The organism is Streptomyces sp. NPDC102274 (assembly GCF_044766385.1).
Lineage (GTDB): Bacteria > Actinomycetota > Actinomycetes > Streptomycetales > Streptomycetaceae > Streptomyces.
Map to the genome: position 1 here is coordinate 119,111 of NZ_JBIWLW010000021.1, position 18,445 is coordinate 137,555.

The window sequence follows — 18,445 nt, forward strand, 5'->3', positions numbered from 1 at the left end:
TTCAACGAGCTTTCCGTTCCCGGCCGTTCAGGGGTGAGGCCGGGCGAGCGTGGAGGCCCGCACCACAAGTTCGGGCTGCAGCACGATGCGCCGGTGCTCGTGGCGCGCGGCGTCGTCGCCGGTCTCCTCAATGAGCAGATCCGCTGCGGCCCCGCCCAGTTGGAAGGCCGGCTGACGTACCGAGGTCAGCGGCACGGCCGCGGCCGACGCGAACTCTATGTCGTCGTAGCCGACGAGAGCGACATCCTCGGGCACCCGTATCCCGGCGTGGTACAGCGTCTGCAGCACGCCCAGGGCGAGCAGGTCGTTGGCGCAGAACACCGCGCTCGGCCGGGACTCCATACCGAGCAGCCGCGCCCCGGCGTCCCGTCCCGCGACAACATCGAGCCGTGCGGCCTCGACATGCCGGAGCGCCTCGGCCGGCAGCCCCGCTTCCGCGAGGGCGAGCAGCGCGCCCTCACGGCGGTTCCGGCACTGCGCCAGATGCATCGGGCCGCTGACGTACACGATCTCGCGGCAGCCGCGCCGCAGCAGATGACGTACGGCCAGGGCGCCGCCGCCCACATCGTCGGCGGAGACCGAACAGCCTTCCGCGCTGGGCACGATGCGGTCGACCAGGACGAACGGGATGCCGTGACGCCGGAACGCGTCGAGATTGCGCCCGCTCATATCGGCCGGGGTGACCAGCACGCCCCGTACCTGCTGCTCGGAGAAGAGATGGAGATAGGTCGCCTCCTCCGCCGGGCTCTCCGCGCTGTTGCACAGCATCACGCCGAGCCCGGCGGCGCGGGCGGAGCGCTCCGCGCCCGAGGCGACCGCCACGAAGAACGGGTTGGCCATGTCCAGCACGAGCATGGCCAGTATGCGGCTGCGGCCCGCGCGCAGCTGGCGCGCGGACTCGCTGCGTACGTAGCCGAGCCGTTCGATGGTGGACAGAACACGCCGGCGGGTCTCCTCGGTCACGGACTCGGGGCGGTTGATCACATTCGAGACGGTGCCCACCGAGACACCTGCCGCGCCGGCCACGTCCTTGATTCCCACCGGCCGACGCATCAGACGGAGACTTCCACGAGCTCCAGGCCGGTCAGCCCGGACAAGGCGCGCAGTTCCGGCAGCAGTCCGCCGGTGGCCAGCGCCCAGTGATGGCCGACCCCGCTCGCGCTCCAGGCGTCGGTCCACTCCCCCGGGTCGCAGCCGAAGTCGACGCGCGAGGTGGTGTTGCCGATCTCCAGATGGGGGCCGGGGACGACCTCGCCCTCGGCGGCGACCAGCCGGTAGCGGCCGTCGCGGCTCTGTCCGAACCCGACGAGCGTGACGGGTCCGTGCCGTACGTCGAACTCGACGGAGACTCCCCAGCCGCGCTTGCCGTGGTAGACGCCGAGCCCGCGCAGCAGGGGCTTGCGGGCGCTGATGGCGAGATGCGCGGGTCCGTCGTGGCCCATCTCGACCACTCCGGCAGTGAAGTCCAGCGCCTGGAGTTCGGTGAACGAGCCGCCGGCGCCGAGCCGGTCGGCGACCAGCATGGCCAGGGAGGTGCGCAGTTCGTACTCGCCACAGGCCGGGATGCCACGGGCGGTGAGCAGCGAGGAGCCGAGGATCATGCCCGCGCCGAGCCGTTCATGGACCTCGGCGTCGAGTCCGCGGTGGTAGTACGCGAGTGAGTCCAGGTCGAAGTCGTCGACCAGCCGGTCGAGGCCGACGGCGACGCGGGCCGCCCAGCGGAGGTCTTCCTCGACCACGGAGTCGGCGAGGGCGAAGACCTCACGGGTCTCGTCCAGTTTCGCGGTGAGATCGTCGTCCTTGACCTGCTCCACTCGTACCCGCAGATCGTCGAATTCGACGACCTCCACATGGCCGCCGAGTTGGCCGGGGACCATGGTGAGGTCCGTGGAGACGTCGTACATCCCGGGGTAGAGATGGCCCATCAGGCCGTGCCGGCCGTTGCGCAGCACCGAGCGGACCCCGGCCGCGCGGATCCAGCGGCCGATGCGCTGCCAGGCGCGCTCGTCCTCCAGATGGCCGGAGACCGAGCGGAACGGCACGCCGACGCGTTCGAAGGCGTTGGCCATCTCCGGCAGCGGGCAGGCACCGCAGTACGCCAGCCACTGTCCGGTGTCGAACGAGGCATGGTCCATGGCCGGAGTGGGCTGGAGGTTGATCAGCAGGACGGGCGCGCCGCTGCGCTGTGCGATGGGCACGAGCATGGTGGCCGTCATATAGGTGGTGAGGAAGCCGACGATCAGATCGCAGTCGGCGGCGCGCAGCTTCCCGGCGGCCTCGGCACCCTCCTGGGCGTCGGAGATGAAGCCGACGTCGATGACCTCGGCGTCGAACTCCCGCATCCGTACGGTGACACGGTCCGCGGAGCGCTGGAGCTGTGGGAGCAGATCGGGGAACTGCGGCCAGTAGGCGCCGAGTCCCCCGGCGACCAGGCCGATCCTGGGTTTACGGGAGATGGCGGGGGTGCGTGCGTTCATGGCGATTCCTTCGTGCCTCTGGACGGGTGGTGCCTCGGGACGGGAGCCGGAAGTCGATGCCCCGGAAGGGCGAGCGCGTGGTGCCGGTCGCCTTCCACTGACAAATGAACGAGAGAACGCCGTCGCACGGAACCCCGCCCGCTCAGAAGTCGAACGTGTCGATGTTCTGCTTGTCGAAGACGGTCGGCTCGCCGAGGATGATCTCGCCGTCCTTGCCGATGGTGTATTCACCGAGCTTGCCCGCCTTGAACTTCTCGCCCTCGGCGCCGGTGATCTGGCCGGAGGCCAGGGCCGCGGCGGCGTACGAGCCCAGATAGCCGAGCTCTTCGGGGTTCCAGAGCGAGAACTGCTCGACGGTGCCGTCCTTGACGTACTTGCGCATCTGGTTCGGGGTGCCCAGACCGTTGAGCACGACCTTGCCCTTGTACGAGGAGTCGCCGAGGTAGCGGGCCGCGGCGGCGATACCGACGGTGGTGGGCGAGATGATGCCCTTCAGGTCGGGGTACGCCTGGAGCAGGCCCTGGGTCTGCTGGAAGGACTTCTGGTCCGCGTCGTCGCCGTACGCGACCTTCACGAGCTGCATGTTCTTGTACTTGGGCAGCTTCAGCTCGTCCTTCATGAACTCGATCCAGGTGTTCTGGTTCGTGGCGTTCTGGGTGGCCGAGAGGATCGCGATCTTGCCCTGGTAGCCGATCTGTTCGCCCAGGTGCTGGACGAGGCTCCGGCCTATCTCCTCGGAGCTGGCCTGGTTGATGAAGAGCTGGCGGCAGTCCTTGGCGGTGTCGGAGTCGTACGCGACGACCTTGATGTTTTTCTTCATGGCCTGCTTGAGCGGGCCGCACACCGCGTTGGGGTCGTTGGCCGCGATCAGGATGGCGTCCTGGCGCTGCTGGATCAGCGTGTTGATGTACGAGACCTGGGAGGAGGCACTGGCGTCGGAGGGGCCGACCTCCTTGCCGGTGGCGCCGTACTCCTTGGCGGCGGCGATGCCCGCCTCGTCGACGATCTTCTCGTACGGGTTGTTGATCTGCTTGGGCAAGAACGCGAGCTTGAGCCCCTTCTTCAGGGGTGCGTCCGGGTTGGCCTTCGCCGCGGTGCCCGCGTTCGTGGTGTCCTTCCGGGCGCTGTTCTTGGTGGTGCCGGAGCAGGCGGTCAGTGCGACGGCGAGGGCGCAGGCCGTGGCGGCGGTGGCGGCCGCGCGGCGTCGGGCGGCGGTACGGATGATCATGGCGGGCGTGTGCCTTTCGGGAGTACGGCGGGCGGGCTCGGGGAGGTGAGGGGGGCTCAGAGATGCGCGGGGGCGTAGGGGGTACGGGACGTTCGGGGCACGGGACGTGCGGGGCACGGGACGTGCGGGGCGCAGCGGCTCAGGACTCGGGGGCGGCGCCTGCCGCGCGCCGGTGCCGTCGTTCGATCACGGTGGCGATGACCCGCGGGGTGAGGACGGACGCGACAAGGAGCAGTCCGGTCACGATGACCTGGACCTCGTTCGGCACATCGTTCAGCGTCAGCAGGTTCTTGAGGACTCCGATGAGCAGCACACCGGCGACCGCTCCGAAGAGCGTGCCCTTGCCGCCGTCGAAGTCGACGCCGCCGAGCAGGACGGAGGCGATGACGAGCATCTCGAAGCCGAGGCCGTTGTCGGCGCGGGCGCTGCCGTAGCGGAGGGTGAAGACGATCCCGGCGAAGGCCGAGAACACCCCGGTGACCACGAAGAGGATCAGCTTGAAGCGCTTGACCCTGATCCCGGCGAAGTAGGCGGCCTCCTCCTGCGCGCCGATCGCGAACAGCGACCGTCCGAAGGCGGTGGAGTGCAGCAGTACGGCGGTGGCCACGGCCAGCGTGATGAACAGGGCGATGGGATAGGTGACGAAGGTGCCCGGGATCGTGGTGGTGTCCACGGCCCAATCGGCGTACGTCTGGGGGAAGTCCGTGACGGCGTCGCTGCCCAGCGCGACCGAGGCGAGACCCCGGTACAGGGCGAGCGTACCGATGGTGACGGCGAGCGAGGGCAGGCCGACGCGGGTGACCAGCCAGCCGTTGAGGAGCCCGCCGGCGACTCCGACCAGCAGGACGACGGGCACGATCAGCTCGAACGCCCAGCCCGCGTTCCACAGGGCGCCGGTCAGCGCGCTGCCGAGACCCAGCATCGAGGCGACGGACAGATCGACCTGTCCCGCCACCACGAGCAGCGTCATGGGCAGCGCGATCAGGGCGACTTCCGCGATGTCGTTGAAGGCGAAGGCGAGGTTCTCACCGGACGCGAAGCCGTCGGTGGTGCCGAGGCCGACGACGAAGACCGCCACCAGCAGGGCGCCGACCGCCGTGTCCCAGCGCAGTCCGGCGGACTTGACGAACTCACCCGCCGTCGTGGCGCGGGCCGCGGATGCCTCGGCAGGTGGCCGCGGCGCGGTGTGTGTGTCAGGCGCCATTCCCATGTCGGGCGCTCCTCTTCCTCAGTGCGGCTGTCATGCGCAGGGACACGATCCGGTCGACGGTGATGGCCGCGAGGAGCAGCGCGCCGGTGATGGCGCCCTGCCAGAAGGAGTCGACCTTCAGGACGACCAGCGCGCTGCCGATGGTAGTGAGCAGCAGCGCGCCGAGCGCGGCTCCCCAGACCGTGCCGGTGCCGCCGGTGATGGCGACGCCGCCGACAACTACGGCGCTGACGACGGTCAGTTCCCAGCCGTGCGCGTTGTCGGCGACGACGGTGCCGAAGCGGGCGAGCCACAGGGCGCCGGCGAATCCGGCCACGGCGCCGGAGAAGGCGTACGCGCCGAGGATCCGGCGGCGGATCGGTACGCCGGCCAGCCGGGCGGCCTCGGGGCTGGAGCCGATCGCGTACAGCTCGCGTCCCGACCGGTAGCCGCGCAGGTAGTACGCGGTGGCGGCGAGCAGGGCCAGGGCGATCAGCGGCAGATAGGGGATGCCGAGGACGCTGCCGCTGCCCAGGCCGAGTATCGGGTCGGGGACGTCGTTGGCGCTGATCTGCTCGCCCTGCGCCCACCAGTAGTCGAGGCCCTGAATGATGTAGAGCATGCCGAGGGTGACCACGAGCGCCGGTACCCTGCCGAAGCTGACCAGGGCGCCGCTGACCAGTCCGCAGGCCACGCCGAGGGCGATGCCCAGCAGCATGACGGTGAGTACGCCGTGATCGGTGCCGGCCACGAACTTGCCGCAGGCGAACGCGGACAGGCCGACGACCGAGCCGACCGAGAGATCGATATTGCGGGTGACCACGACCACGGACTGGCCGACGGCGAGCAGGACCAGAATAGAGGCGTTGAGGAGGAGATCCTTGACGCCTTGGTCGTCGAGGAAGCGCGGGTTGGCGATCCAGGTGCCGAGGACGAGCAGCGCCAGCGCTCCCGCGATGCTGATCTCGCGGGCCCGGAACACAGCGTCGACGAGCGAGCGCGCCGAGCCGTCGTCCTTGGTGCTCGTGGTGGGTTTGTCCATCAGGGTGGTCATGCCGCCGCCCTCCCGCCCCGCCCGGTGGCGGCGGCCATCACTGCTTCCTCGGTCGCCTCGGCGCGCGGGATCTCGGCGGTGAGCCGGCCCTCGTGCATCACCAGCACCCGGTCGGCCATGCCGAGTACCTCGGGCAGGTCGGAGGAGATCATGAGGACGGCGAGCCCTTCCGCGGCCAGGGAGGAGAGGAGCCGGTGCACCTCCGCCTTGGTGCCGACATCGATCCCGCGGGTGGGTTCGTCGACGATGAGTACGGCCGGTTCCGTCGCCAGCCATTTGGCGAGGACGACCTTCTGCTGATTGCCGCCGGAGAGAACGCCGACGGGGTCGGCCAGGCGGTTGTACTTCAGCTGGAGGCGTACGGCCCAGTCCGCGGCCCGGCCGCGCTCCAGGACCCGGCGCACCATGCCGCCCCTGCCGAGCCGGCCGAGTCCGGTGAGGGCGATGTTCCGTTCGATGGACATGTCCATCACCAGTCCGCGCTGTCTGCGGTCCTCGGGGACGAGCGCGAGTCCGGCGTCCATCGCGGCGGTCGGTGAACCGGCCGGGAGCGTACGTCCGTCGACCACCACCTCACCCGCGTCCGACCGGTCGACGCCGAAGACTGCCTGGGCCACCTCGCTGCGGCCCGCGCCGACGAGTCCGGCCAGGGCGACGATCTCGCCCCTGCGCACTTCGAAGGAGATGTCGCGGAACACCCCCTCCCGGGTCAGTCTGCGCACCGACAGGGCGATGTCCCCGACGTCCGCGGACTGTTTGGGGTACAGCTCGCCCAGATCCCTGCCGACCATGGAGCGCACGAGGTCGTCCTCGGTCAGGCCGGCCAGCGGCTCCGTGGAGATCCAGCGTCCGTCCCGCAAGGTGGTGACCCGCTGGCAGAGCGCGAAGATCTCCTCCAACCGGTGGGAGATGAACAGGATCGCGGCGCCCTCGGCCCGGAGGGTCCGTACGACGGAGAACAGCCGGGCGGTCTCACTGCCGGTCAGCGCCGCGGTGGGCTCGTCCATGATGAGGACGCGCGCGTCGAAGGAGAGCGCCTTGGCGATCTCGACGATCTGCTGGTCGGCGATGGAGAGCCCGCGGGCGGGCCGGTCGGGGTCGAGCTCCACACCGAGGCGTTTCATCAGGGCCGCGGTGGTGTCCCGTACGGCCCGGCGGTCGATACGCCCGAGCGCGCGCCGGGGCTGACGGCCCATGAAGATGTTCTCGGCGATCGACAGATCGGGGAAGAGCGTCGGCTCCTGGTAGATGACGGCGATACCGGCGTCCCTGGCGTCGGCCGGGCCGTGGAAGACGACGGCCTCGCCGTCGAGCACCACCTCGCCGGCGTCGGGTCTGTGCACCCCGGCGAGTGTCTTGATGAGGGTGGACTTGCCCGCGCCGTTCTCCCCGGCGAGGGCGTGTGCCTCACCGGGGAACAGCCGCAGGGAGACGTCCCGCAGGGCCCGTACGGCGCCGAAGGACTTGCTCACATCCTTGAGGGCCAGGACCGGGGCGGGGTCCGTGGCGGGGTGGTTCATGAGGGCTCCTCGGCGATGGGGACTCGTGGCACGACCCGCCGTGAAAGGTTTCAATGAGGTTGCTCGGAAGCTAAACGGCCACTACCGACGGCGTCAATGGGCTGTGCGCGACATTTTCCGGTGAATTCGAGGGGTGCACCTTGTGTCACCCAGGGCGGCGCGGAAAGGGTTGACACGCACCGGGGACTCTCATAGCTTCACCGCGATGAAACGATTCATAAGGAATCGCTGCACCGACTCGCCCGCCGAGTCCGCACCACGGGAGCGCTGAGAGATGACGGGTCGATCCGCCGTGTCCACTGTGAAGAACGCGCTGAAGTCACAGGCTGTCGAGACGCCGTCGTGGGCGTTCGGGAACTCGGGCACCCGCTTCAAGGTGTTCACACAGCCGGGCGTACCGCGGACTCCACAGGAGAAACTGGCGGACGCCGCCCGGGTGCACGCGCACACGGGCGTGGCTCCCACGGTCGCCCTGCACATCCCCTGGGACCGCGTGGACGATTACGGCGCGCTCGCCGCCGAGGCGCGCGAACTGGGCCTGCGCATCGGGGCGATCAACTCCAATGTGTTCCAGGACGACGACTACAAGCTGGGGTCCGTGACCCATCCGGACGCCGCGGTCCGGCGCAAGGCACTGGGGCATCTGCTGGAGTGCGTGGACGTCATGGACGCCACCGGCTCGCGCGATCTGAAGCTGTGGTTCTCCGACGGCACCAACTACCCGGGCCAGGACGACATCTCCGCCCGCCAGGGACGGCTGGCCGAAGCCCTCGCCGCGGTGTACGAGCGGCTCGGCGAGGGACAGCGGATGCTGCTGGAGTACAAACTGTTCGAGCCCGCCTTCTACGCCACGGACGTCCCGGACTGGGGCACGGCGTACGCGCACTGCCTCAAGCTGGGCGAGAAGGCCCAGGTCGTGGTCGACACCGGGCATCACGCGCCGGGCACCAACATCGAGTTCATCGTCGCTATGCTGCTGCGCGAGGGAAAGCTCGGCGGCTTCGACTTCAACTCCCGCTTCTACGCGGATGACGATCTGATGGCCGGGGCCGCGGACCCCTTCCAGCTGTTCCGGATCATGTACGAGGTGATCAAGGGCGGCGGGTTCAGCGCACGGACCGCGTTCATGCTCGACCAGTGCCACAACATCGAGGAGAAGATCCCCGCGATCATCCGGTCGGTGATGAACGTCCAGGAGGCCACAGCCAAAGCGCTGTTGGTGGACGCGGACGCGCTGGACGCGGCGCAGCGCTCCGGCGACGTCCTGGCGGCGAACGCGGCGCTGATGGACGCCTTCAACACCGATGTGCGCCCGCTGGTCGCCGAGGTCCGTGCCGAACTGGGCGCGGACGCCGACCCCGTCGCCGCCTACCAGGCCTCCGGCTACGGCGAGAAGATCGTCGCCGAGCGGATCGGCGGCACCCAGGCCGGCTGGGGAGCCTGAGCGCACTCCGTACCCCGACCCTTGCGAAGACCGCACCTCACAGAGGGACATGATGACCGACCAGCCCCATATCCATCCTGTGGCAGCTCAGTTGCTCGACCGTTCGCACCGCCTGGGCGCCGATCCGCGCAACACGAACTACGCCGGCGGCAACACCTCGGCCAAGGGATCCGCCACCGACCCGGTGACCGGTGACGAGGTCGAACTGATGTGGGTCAAGGGGTCCGGCGGCGACCTGGGCACGCTCACCGCCGGCGGACTGGCCGCGCTGCGGGTCGACCGGCTGCGCGCACTGACCGGGGTCTACCCGGGGGTGGCGCGCGAGGACGAGATGGTCGCCGCGTTCGACTACTGCCTGCACGGCAAGGGCGGGGCCGCCCCGTCCATCGACACCGCGATGCACGGGCTGGTCGACGCCCCGCATGTGGACCATCTCCACCCCGACTCGGGGATCGCCCTCGCCTGTGCGGCCGACGGTGAGAAGCTGACGGCCGAGTGTTTCGGCGACACCGTGGTCTGGGTGCCCTGGCGCCGCCCCGGCTTCCAGCTGGGCCTGGACATCGCCGCGGTCAAGGAGGCCCATCCGCGGGCGATCGGCTGTGTGCTGGGCGGCCATGGCATCACGGCCTGGGGCGCCACCTCGGAGGAGTGCGAACGCAACTCCCTGCACATCATCTCCACGGCCGCGACGTTTCTCGCCGAGCGGGGCACGCCCGAGCCGTTCGGCCCCGTACAGCAGGGGTACGAGCCGCTGCCGGAGGCCGAGCGGCGGGCCAGGGCGGCGGCGCTCGCCCCGCTGATCCGCGGTCTCGCCTCCACCGACCGGACCCAGGTCGGCCACTACACGGCCACGGAACCGGTCCTCGACTTCCTCTCCCGCGCGGAGCATCCGCGGCTGGCGGCCCTGGGCACGTCCTGCCCGGACCACTTCCTGCGCACCAAGATCCGCCCGCTGGTCCTCGATCTGCCGGCCGGTGCGCCGCTGGAGCGGGTACGGGAGCGGCTCACGGAGCTGCACACCGCGTACCGCGAGGAGTACCGGGCGTACTACGAGCGGCACGCGTCGCCCGACTCGCCGCCGATGCGCGGCGCCGATCCGGCCATCGTGCTGGTACCGGGTGTGGGCATGTTCTCGTTCGGCAAGGACAAACAGACCGCCCGGGTCGCCGGGGAGTTCTACCTCAACGCCATCAATGTGATGCGCGGCGCGGAGGCTGTCTCCTCGTACGCGCCGATCGAGGAGTCCGAGAAGTTCCGGATCGAGTACTGGGAGCTGGAGGAGGCCAAACTGCGCCGGATGCCGGCCCTGAAGGCGCTGGCCTCCCGGGTGGCGCTGGTGACGGGCGCGGGCTCCGGGATCGGCCGGGCCATCGCGCACCGGCTGGTCGCCGAGGGCGCGTGTGTGGTGGTCGCCGATCTCAACACCGAGAGCGCGACGGCGGTCGCCGACGAACTGGGCGGCGCGGACAAGGCCGTCGTGGTGAGTGTCGATGTGACCGACGAGGAGCAGATCAAGGCCGCGTTCGACGCGGCGGCGCTCGCCTTCGGCGGAGTGGATCTCGTCGTCAACAACGCCGGGATCTCGATCTCCAAGCCGCTGCTGGAGACCACGGCGCGGGACTGGGACCTCCAGCACTCCATCATGGCGCGCGGCTCGTTCCTGGTGTCGCGCGAGGCCGCCCGGGTGATGACGGATCAGGGCTTCGGCGGTGACCTCGTCTATATCGCCTCCAAGAACGCGGTGTTCGCGGGCCCGAACAACATCGCCTACTCCGCGACCAAGGCCGACCAAGCCCATCAGGTGCGGCTGCTCGCCGCCGAGTTGGGCGGTCTCGGCATCCGCGTCAATGGAGTCAACCCCGACGGGGTGGTGCGCGGCTCCGGGATCTTCGCGGGTGGCTGGGGCGCGCAGCGCGCCGCGGTGTACGGCGTGGCGGAGGAGAAGCTCGGCGAGTTCTACGCGCAGCGGACGATCCTCAAGCGGGAGGTGCTGCCCGAGCATGTGGCCAACGCGGTGTTCGCCCTCACGGGCGGTGAGCTGAGCCATACGACGGGGCTGCATGTCCCGGTGGACGCGGGGGTGGCGGCGGCGTTCCTGCGCTGACGTCACGGCGACGCGGGCCGGGCCGGGGCATCAGCCCGGCTCCCCGCACCGCCGCACCCACTCCCCCCGCACCCACGCCCCCCGGCACCCATTCCCCGCCACTCCTCCTCCCCGCCGCCCTCACTCCCGCTGTCTCCCCCGCTGTTCGACGAGTTCCGACGAGGTCAGCCGTGCCACCCACCAAACCGCTCCCCTTCGCCGCCGTCGACCTCGGCGCGTCCAGCGGCCGTGTCATGGTCGGGCATGTCTCCGGCCGGGGCGCCGGGGGGCTGCGTCTGGAGGAGGTCCACCGCTTCCCCAACCGGCCGGTACGGACCACGGGCACGCTGCACTGGGACATCCTGTCGCTGTACGGAGGCGTGCTGGACGGTCTGCGGGCGGCCGGCGCGGCGGCGGGGCGCGCGCCCGCGAGCGTCGGGATCGACACCTGGGCCGTCGACTACGGGCTGCTGGACGCCTCCGGCGCGCTGCTCGGCAATCCGGTGCACTACCGGGACGCCCGTACCGAGGGCGAGGCGGCGAAGGTCGGCGCGGTGCTGTCACCGTCCGCGCTGTACGGGGCCACAGGCCTCCAGCACCTGCCGTTCAACACGCTGTACCAGCTCACCGCCGCGCAGGGCAGTCCGGCGCTCGGCGCCGCGCGCCGGCTGCTGCTGATCCCCGACCTGATCGCGTACTGGCTCACCGGCGAGGCGGGCACCGAACTCACCAACGCCTCCACCACCCAGCTGATCGACCCCCGGACCCGGGAGTGGTCACGGTTCGTCGCCGACGCGCTCGGTATCGATCTGAGGCTCTTCGCGCCGCTGCGCGGTCCGGGCGATCCCGCGGGACGGCTGCTCCCGGAGGTGCTCGCCGAGACCGGGCTGACCGGCCCGGTGACGGTGACGGCCGTAGGCTCCCACGACACCGCCTCGGCGGTCGCCGCGGTGCCCGCCTCAGGGGACCGGTTCGCCTATGTCGCCACCGGCACCTGGTCCCTGGCGGGCCTGGAGCTGGACGCTCCGGTGCTCACCGAGGAAAGCAGGCGCGCCAACTTCACCAATGAGCTGGGCGTCGACGGCACGGTCCGCTATCTGCGCAACATCATGGGCCTGTGGCTGCTCCAGGAGTGTCTGCGGACCTGGGAGGCCGAGGGCGCGCCGCAGCGGCTCGACCGGCTGCTGCGGGAGGCCGCGGAGGTGCCGGGGCTGCGATCGTTCGTGGACGCCGACGATCCGGCGTTTCTCGCGCCCGGCGGTATGCCGGACCGTATCCGGGACGCCTGCCGCCACGTCGGAGGACCGGCGCCGCGGACTCCGGCCGAGATCACCCGCTGTGTCCTCGACTCCCTGGCGCTCGCGCACCGCAGGGCGATCGAGGACGCCCAGCGACTGTCGGGCCGCGCCGTGGACACCGTGCACATCGTCGGCGGCGGCGCCCGCAACGAACTGCTGTGCCGGCTCACCGCGGACGCCTGCGGGCTGCCCGTCGTCGCGGGTCCCGCCGAGGCCGCCGCGTTCGGCAACGTACTCGTCCAGGCGCGCGCGGCGGGCGTCCTCCGGGGCGGTCTCGCCGAGCTGCGCGCCCTGCTCCGCGCCACGCTGGAGCCGCGCCGGTACGAGCCCACCGGGGACCGGGCCGGCTGGGACCGGGCCGCCGCGCTGCTCGCCGGTGAGGGCGCGCGACGCTGACCTGCCTCCCGGCGGACATGCCTGTGGTGGCATACCTGTGGGTGATATATCCGGCGGGGTCGCGTCCCCCGTTAGGATGGTCCATTCGGTCGTGGGGAACCAACGAGATGTGACAGAACGGGCAGGACGCGTGACGCAGACGGTCGGTATCAAGGACGTGGCCCGGCTGGCAGGGGTCTCGGTCGGCACCGTCTCGAACGTGCTCAACCGGCCCGAGAAGGTGTCGGAGCACACCCGGGTGCGGGTGCGGGCGGTGATAGACCAGCTCGGTTTCGTACGGAGCGAGACGGCGCGGCAGCTCAGGGTCGGTACCAGCCGCATTCTCGCCATCCTGGTGCTCGACATGGCGAACCCCTTCTTCGTCGCCGTCGCCAAGGGCGCCGAGCGCGCGGCGCGGGAGGCGGGGCTCGGGGTGATGCTCTGCAACAGCGCGGGCAGCACGGCCGAGGAGGCGGAGTATCTGTCGCTCTTCGCCGAGCAGCGGGTGCGCGGGGTGCTGCTCACCCCGGCCGACGCGACCGGCGGCAACGTACGGGACTTCGCGCGCCGGGGCATTCCGTTCGTCCATGTCGACCGGGCGGTGCCCGCCGCCGAGGGGTGCTCCGTATCGGTCGACGATGTGACCGGCGGCGCGCTCGCCGTCCGGCATCTGCTGGCGGCCGGGCACCGGTCCGTCACGTACATCAGCGGCCCGACGTCGCTCCCCCAGTGCCGGGACCGCCGTACCGGCGCGCTGACCGCCCTGCACGAGGCGGGTCTGCCCGAACAGGCCCTGCGGCAGGTGGAGTCGGCGCGGCTGGATGTGGTGTCCGGTATCGACGCCGGGGCGCGGCTGCTGGGTCTCGCGGAGCGCCCCACCGCCGTGTTCTGCGCCAATGACCTGCTCGCGCTGGGCGTGTTGCAGGCGATGTACGGGGCCGGGGTTGATGTGCCCGGCGATGTGTCGATCGTCGGCTACGACGACATCGAGTTCGCGGCGGCGGCCGTCGTGCCGCTCACGTCCGTACGGCAGCCGGCCGACGCGATGGGACGGGCGGCGGCGGAGATGCTGATGGATGAGACGGGCCCGGACGCGGAGCATCACACGCATCGCTCCGTCGTCCTCCAGCCGGAACTGGTGGTGCGCAGCTCAACGCGCCGCCTGGGGCGCTGAGCGCGTCACGACCGGGTCCGCGGCGGCCGAGTACCCGGCGGCCGGTGGTGGTGAGAATTCCCCCGTCCGTGTCACCGCCGGGCCTGGGCTACGAGCGTGATCTGCCGCTCGGCGAGGTGGAGTTCTCTACGACGTGGCCGCGGCCGCGCGGACGCCCGGCGCGATCCATGGCCCGATGACGGGGCGCCGGGCGTCCGACTCGGAGCGGCCTCGCGGCGGTTGGATCAGGCGGGGGCGGCGTAGCAGCGGACGGTGACCGTCTGATCCGGGGCCCAGCGCTGATCGACGACGGCGAGCAGGCTCCAGCCCATGCGTTCGTAAAGGCCCGCCGCGGCGGCGTCGGTGGACACCACGTCCAGTACGGGGTGCAGACCGCGCTGTCTGGCCTCGCGCGCCGCCTGGGCCATGAGCAGGGCGCCGATCCCGTGACCACGCGCCGAGGGGGCGACGAACAGGCGGCTCACCACGACGGTTTCACGGATGGTGGTGCCGGCGCGGCTGCTCCAGAGCGCGGGGGCCACATCGCCCTCGCCCGCCGGACAGAGGGCGAGATGGCCGACAATCCGGCCGTCCAACTCGGCCACCCAGGCGTCGAGTTGGGCAGGGTGAGCGAGCCAGCCCGTGGGGTGTTCCGGCCAGTTCACCGGGTATCCGTCGCCCTTGTGCACCTCGGCCAGGACCCGCACACAAGCGTCGAGGTCATCCCTGCCGCGACGCCGGACATCACACATGGGGATGTCATCGGCCGTAGGCATAGTCTGTCGATTCACCGAACCATGCAACCACAGACCGACGACCTCCCTGATCGGATTCAACGGCCGGACCAGGGTGGAACGGACACCGAGCGCGCACCGAACCCGCTCCGTTTGAGCCACAGTTGGCTCAAGACCAGGTCAACAAATCACCAAGTGAAATCGTTGGCCAAGGCTGTCACGGATAGTCTCCGGCCGTGATATTGAGCAGACACGCGCAGAGACCCCCCATGACCACGGGAACACCCCGCAGGACGCTGCTTCGCGCGGCCCTCGCCGGAACGGCCGCCACCGCGGGAGTGACGCTCGCCGCGCCCTCTGCGGGCGCGGCCGTCACCCGTCCGAGGAGTGTTCGCCCGGCAACCCCCGAGCAGGCACTTCACGAGCTCTCCGAGGGCAACAAGCGCTGGCGAACCTTCCGTCAGCAGCACCCGCACGAGACCGAGACCGTGCGACAGGCCCTGGTGACGGGCCAGCACCCCTTCGCCGTCATCCTCGGATGCATCGACTCCCGGGTGGCACCGGAGCTCGCCTTCGATCAGGGGCTGGGCGACCTGATGACCGTACGGTCGGCCGGCGAGGTCCTGGACGAGGCCGTTCTCGGCAGCATCGCCTATGGCGTGCTGGAGCTGGAGATCCCGCTGGTCCTGGTCCTGGGTCACCAGTCGTGCGGCGCCGTCGCCGCCGCGGTCGAGGCGGACGAGACCGGCGAGCAGCTGCCGTCCCACATCCAGTATCTGGCCGACCAGATCAAGCCCGCCATCGATCACTCCCAGCACGGCGACGCACGCGTTGACGCCACCGTCAGCGCCAACGTCAGGATGATCCGCGCCCGCCTCGCCGCCGAACCCGACCTCGCGGCCAGGGTGTCCCAGGGCAAGCTGGCCATCGCCGGAGCCCGTTACGAGCTCACCACCCAGCTGGTCCACCAGATCGCCTGACCGGCTCCCCGCGTCGCCACTCGATCGTTCCCTGACCGGGACTGAAAGGTGTCCCGGTCAGGGAACGATCGAGTCGATGAGGCCGCCGTCGACCCGGATCGCCGCCCCGGTGGTGGCGGAGGCGAGAGGCGAGCTGAGATAGACCACCATGTTCGCGATCTCCTCGGGCTCGATCAGCCGCTGGAGCAGGGACTGCGGGCGGTGCTCGCGCATGAAGGCGCGCTGCGCCTCGTCCCAGGGAAGCGACGAGTCCATCAGCCCGTACACGAACTCCTCCACGCCGGGCGTATGGGTCGGTCCCGCGAGTACGGAGTTGACGGTCACACCGCTGCCCGCCGCGGCCTTGGCGAATCCCCGGGCGACCGCGAGCAGCGACGTCTTGGACACTCCGTAGTGGATCATCTCGGCGGGGATGGCGATCGCCGAGTCACTGGCGATGTACTGGACGCGCCCCCAGGACCGCTCGGTCATCCCTCCCAGATAGGCCCGGGTGAGCCGGACCGCCGTCAGGACATTGACCTCGAAGTACCGCCGCCACTCCTCGTCACTGATCTCCAGCGCGGGCCGGGCGCCGAAGATGCCCAGATTGTTGATGAGGATGTCCGCCCCGGGCAGCGCGTCGAGCACCTGCCGGGCCCCCTCGTCCGAGGTGACATCACCGGGCGCGGCGAGGAATTCGCCGTCCGGCGCCTGCCCGCGCAGGCGCTCCAGCGCCGCGTCCACCGAATCGGCGCCGCGCCCGTTGACGGCGACGCGGGCCCCGGCGCGGGCGAGTCCTGCCGCGATGGCCGCGCCGATCCCCTGCGTCGAGCCCGTCACCAGTGCGGTCTTGCCGGCGAGGTCGATCTGCACGATTCAGGTCCCTTTCCGGTGTCTTCGTTGCGTCACGCCCATGGTGTGCCAGGGACGCGCCAGGTCCCGGCCCGACATGCCGCGCGGCGTGTCGCGCCGGGCGCCGTGGTGCGCGGGTGTCGTGGTGCGCGGGTGTCGTGATGATCCGTCATCGGATACCGCCTGCCCCTTGATGTGAACCCGACACCTGTGTCATATATGTCTAGACCATTGCCCCCCAGGTGGAGGACACGGCCATGAGAAGGACCTTCAGCCTTGCCGCCCTCGCGTCCGCCGCCGTTCTCGCGCTGGGCGCGTGCGGCACCGACGACGAGGCCGCGAAGGCGCCTTCGGCGCCGGCCGGCGTCACGGCCCAGGCCGGGAGCGCCACTTCCGTCCATGTCATGTGGAAGCCGGCGGCCGACAAGGATGGAGTCAGCGGATATGAGGTGTACCGGGGCAAGACGAAGATCAAGGACGTCCCGGCCGGCCAGAGCATGATCGACGTCACCGGGCTGAAGCCGTCCACCGCCTACACCTTCAGCGTCCGGGCCCGGGGCGCCGAGGGCGCCGTCTCCCCGCTCAGCGGCGAACTGGCCGTCACCACACCGGCCGCGGTCGCCGAGGACAATAAGGCTCCGGCCCGGCCGACCGGGGTGACCGGCAAGAGCGACGGCGCCCGGGGCGCCCAGCTCAACTGGGCCGCGGCAGCGGGCGACCAGGGCGTCACCTCGTACGACATCTACCAGGGCGGCTCCAAGATCCATAGTGTCGATGGGGAGGCGACCGGCGCGCGGATCACCCAGCTGCGGCCGGGGACCCACTACAGCTTCACCGTCACCGCACGGGACGCGGCCGACAACACCTCGCCCGCCAGCCGGGCGGTGGAGATCACCACCCCGCGCGGCCCGGGCGACGACCCCGACACCGCGCCGATCGACTTCCGGGCGGCGACACACGCCGCCGACGGCGCTCACTACGTGGATCTGTCCTGGCTGGCGCCGAAGACAGGCGGCAAGGTCCCCTCGTACCAGATCTATCTCGACGGGAAGTTCGCGACGACCCTGATCTGGGGAGGCGAGCCCCCGACGGGCCGGGCCACCTACAGCGTGTACGCGAGCAAGAAGGCCGGCGAGACGTACCGGGTGAAGATCCGCGCCAAGCTGCCCGACGGAAACTGGGGCAAGTTCTCCGTGGAACGCACCATCGTCACGGGCGACGTCCGGCCCTGACGACGACACCGGGCCCCGCTTCGGTGAAGGATGGGGCACGCGGGACCGCCCGCAGTCACCGACAGGAGCCACCGATGTCCGTCCGCAGAGTCGTACCCGACATCCGGTCCGAGGCCATGAAGGAGAGCCGGGACTTCTACGGACTCCTCGGACTGGAGGAAGTCATGAACCTGGGCTGGGTCATGACGCTCGCCTCCCCTTCCCAGCCCAGCGCGCAGCTGACGCTGATGCGGCATGACGAGTCCGTCGCCGTCGTACCCGATCTGAGCATCGAGGTGGACGACGTGGACACGGTCTACGCGGCGGTCGTCGCGAGCGGCGCCGAGATCGTCTACCCCCTGCGGGACGAGGCGTGGGGGGTAAGGCGGTTCTTCGTCACCGATCCCAACGGCCGGGTTGTCAACGTGGTGAGTCACCTCCGGCAGTGACACAGGCGACCTCCTCCGGGCCGGACGATCCGATCTCGTCGAGATGGTTCTCCACCCAGGCGCGTACCTGCCCGAGCGGTTCGGCGACGCTCACGCCCAGCGCGGTGAGCGCGTACTCCACATGGAGCGGCACGGCCGGATAGACCGTGCGGTCGACGAAGCCGTGGTCCTCCAGCCGGCGCAGGGTCCTCGTCAGCACCTTGGGACTGACACCCTGCAGCCGTCGCTGCAGCGCGCCGAACCGCTGCGGCCCCTCCTCCAGCGCGCCGATCGCCAGCGCGGCCCATTTATTGGCCAACAGATCGAGCACATCCCGGCACGGGCACTGGGCCGCGTAGACGTCGTGCTCGGCGTGTCGGCCCGTCGTACAGATGATGGCCATCGCGCCTCCCCTCATACTGCCCGGAGCTGCATGCTTC

The 18,445-nt window shown here is 70.4% G+C and carries 16 protein-coding genes; 7 read left to right on the plus strand and 9 right to left on the minus strand.

All coding sequences use genetic code 11. The features are described from left to right. Positions 1–27: 27 nt before the first annotated feature. The 6 genes from ACIRQP_RS26225 to ACIRQP_RS26250 form a co-directional block, all read right to left on the minus strand. A complete protein-coding gene (locus ACIRQP_RS26225; protein WP_403893588.1) occupies positions 28–1,053 on the minus strand; it encodes a LacI family DNA-binding transcriptional regulator in 1,026 nt (341 codons plus the stop codon). Then, on the minus strand, positions 1,053–2,477 hold the full coding sequence (locus ACIRQP_RS26230; RefSeq protein WP_403893589.1) for an arabinose isomerase: 1,425 nt from the start codon (positions 2,475–2,477) through the stop codon (positions 1,053–1,055). The genes ACIRQP_RS26225 and ACIRQP_RS26230 overlap by 1 nt, the downstream gene beginning before the upstream one ends. A 142-nt stretch (positions 2,478–2,619) precedes the next feature. After that, positions 2,620–3,705 carry a rhamnose ABC transporter substrate-binding protein gene (gene rhaS / locus ACIRQP_RS26235; protein WP_403893590.1) on the minus strand — a complete coding sequence of 362 codons (1,086 nt, stop codon included), beginning with the start codon at positions 3,703–3,705 and terminating at the stop codon, positions 2,620–2,622. A gap of 139 nt (positions 3,706–3,844) precedes the next feature. Further along, on the minus strand, positions 3,845–4,915 hold the full coding sequence (locus ACIRQP_RS26240) for an ABC transporter permease (protein WP_403893591.1): 1,071 nt from the start codon (positions 4,913–4,915) through the stop codon (positions 3,845–3,847). Then, entirely contained in the window at positions 4,899–5,948 is a 1,050-nt protein-coding gene (locus tag ACIRQP_RS26245) for an ABC transporter permease (protein ID WP_403893592.1), read from the minus strand. The genes ACIRQP_RS26240 and ACIRQP_RS26245 overlap by 17 nt, the downstream gene beginning before the upstream one ends. Further along, positions 5,945–7,468 (minus strand): sugar ABC transporter ATP-binding protein, encoded by a 1,524-nt coding sequence (locus ACIRQP_RS26250; RefSeq protein WP_403893593.1) that lies wholly within the window; start codon positions 7,466–7,468, stop codon positions 5,945–5,947. The genes ACIRQP_RS26245 and ACIRQP_RS26250 overlap by 4 nt, the downstream gene beginning before the upstream one ends. A 274-nt stretch (positions 7,469–7,742) precedes the next feature. Here ACIRQP_RS26250 and rhaI point away from each other — a divergent pair, with 274 nt between their 5' ends. The 4 genes from rhaI to ACIRQP_RS26270 all read left to right on the plus strand — a co-directional run bounded on the left by rhaI (position 7,743) and on the right by ACIRQP_RS26270 (position 13,842). Continuing rightward, complete coding sequence (gene rhaI, locus ACIRQP_RS26255; RefSeq protein WP_403893594.1) at positions 7,743–8,912, plus strand: L-rhamnose isomerase; 1,170 nt, start codon at positions 7,743–7,745, stop codon at positions 8,910–8,912. Between the two features lie 52 nt (positions 8,913–8,964). After that, positions 8,965–11,016, plus strand: coding sequence for a bifunctional aldolase/short-chain dehydrogenase (locus ACIRQP_RS26260; protein ID WP_403893626.1), 2,052 nt, complete (start codon positions 8,965–8,967; stop codon positions 11,014–11,016). A 170-nt stretch (positions 11,017–11,186) separates the two neighbouring features. Then, positions 11,187–12,689 (plus strand): rhamnulokinase family protein, encoded by a 1,503-nt coding sequence (locus ACIRQP_RS26265; RefSeq protein WP_403893595.1) that lies wholly within the window; start codon positions 11,187–11,189, stop codon positions 12,687–12,689. Between the two features lie 130 nt (positions 12,690–12,819). Continuing rightward, entirely contained in the window at positions 12,820–13,842 is a 1,023-nt protein-coding gene (locus ACIRQP_RS26270; RefSeq protein ID WP_403893596.1) for a LacI family DNA-binding transcriptional regulator, read from the plus strand. Positions 13,843–14,066: 224 nt separating this feature from the next. Here the strand turns inward: ACIRQP_RS26270 and ACIRQP_RS26275 are convergent, their stop codons facing one another. Further along, on the minus strand, positions 14,067–14,597 hold the full coding sequence (locus tag ACIRQP_RS26275; RefSeq protein WP_403893597.1) for a GNAT family N-acetyltransferase: 531 nt from the start codon (positions 14,595–14,597) through the stop codon (positions 14,067–14,069). Between the two features lie 227 nt (positions 14,598–14,824). Between ACIRQP_RS26275 and ACIRQP_RS26280 the strand changes: the two genes are divergently transcribed. Beyond that, the gene (locus tag ACIRQP_RS26280) at positions 14,825–15,535 is read left to right on the plus strand and encodes a carbonic anhydrase (protein ID WP_403893598.1); all 711 of its coding nucleotides are present in this window, start codon (positions 14,825–14,827) and stop codon (positions 15,533–15,535) included. A 57-nt stretch (positions 15,536–15,592) separates the two neighbouring features. Here ACIRQP_RS26280 and ACIRQP_RS26285 read toward each other — a convergent pair whose 3' ends face one another. Next, positions 15,593–16,387 (minus strand): SDR family NAD(P)-dependent oxidoreductase, encoded by a 795-nt coding sequence (locus tag ACIRQP_RS26285; RefSeq protein ID WP_403893599.1) that lies wholly within the window; start codon positions 16,385–16,387, stop codon positions 15,593–15,595. A gap of 236 nt (positions 16,388–16,623) precedes the next feature. Between ACIRQP_RS26285 and ACIRQP_RS26290 the strand changes: the two genes are divergently transcribed. Both ACIRQP_RS26290 and ACIRQP_RS26295 read left to right on the plus strand, forming a co-directional pair. Next, positions 16,624–17,598 carry a fibronectin type III domain-containing protein gene (locus tag ACIRQP_RS26290; RefSeq protein WP_403893600.1) on the plus strand — a complete coding sequence of 325 codons (975 nt, stop codon included), beginning with the start codon at positions 16,624–16,626 and terminating at the stop codon, positions 17,596–17,598. A gap of 74 nt (positions 17,599–17,672) precedes the next feature. Beyond that, on the plus strand, positions 17,673–18,026 hold the full coding sequence (locus ACIRQP_RS26295; protein ID WP_129766339.1) for a VOC family protein: 354 nt from the start codon (positions 17,673–17,675) through the stop codon (positions 18,024–18,026). Here the strand turns inward: ACIRQP_RS26295 and ACIRQP_RS26300 are convergent. Further along, positions 17,998–18,408, minus strand: coding sequence for a winged helix-turn-helix transcriptional regulator (locus ACIRQP_RS26300; RefSeq protein ID WP_403893601.1), 411 nt, complete (start codon positions 18,406–18,408; stop codon positions 17,998–18,000). The genes ACIRQP_RS26295 and ACIRQP_RS26300 overlap by 29 nt on opposite strands. Positions 18,409–18,445: the final 37 nt, after the last annotated feature.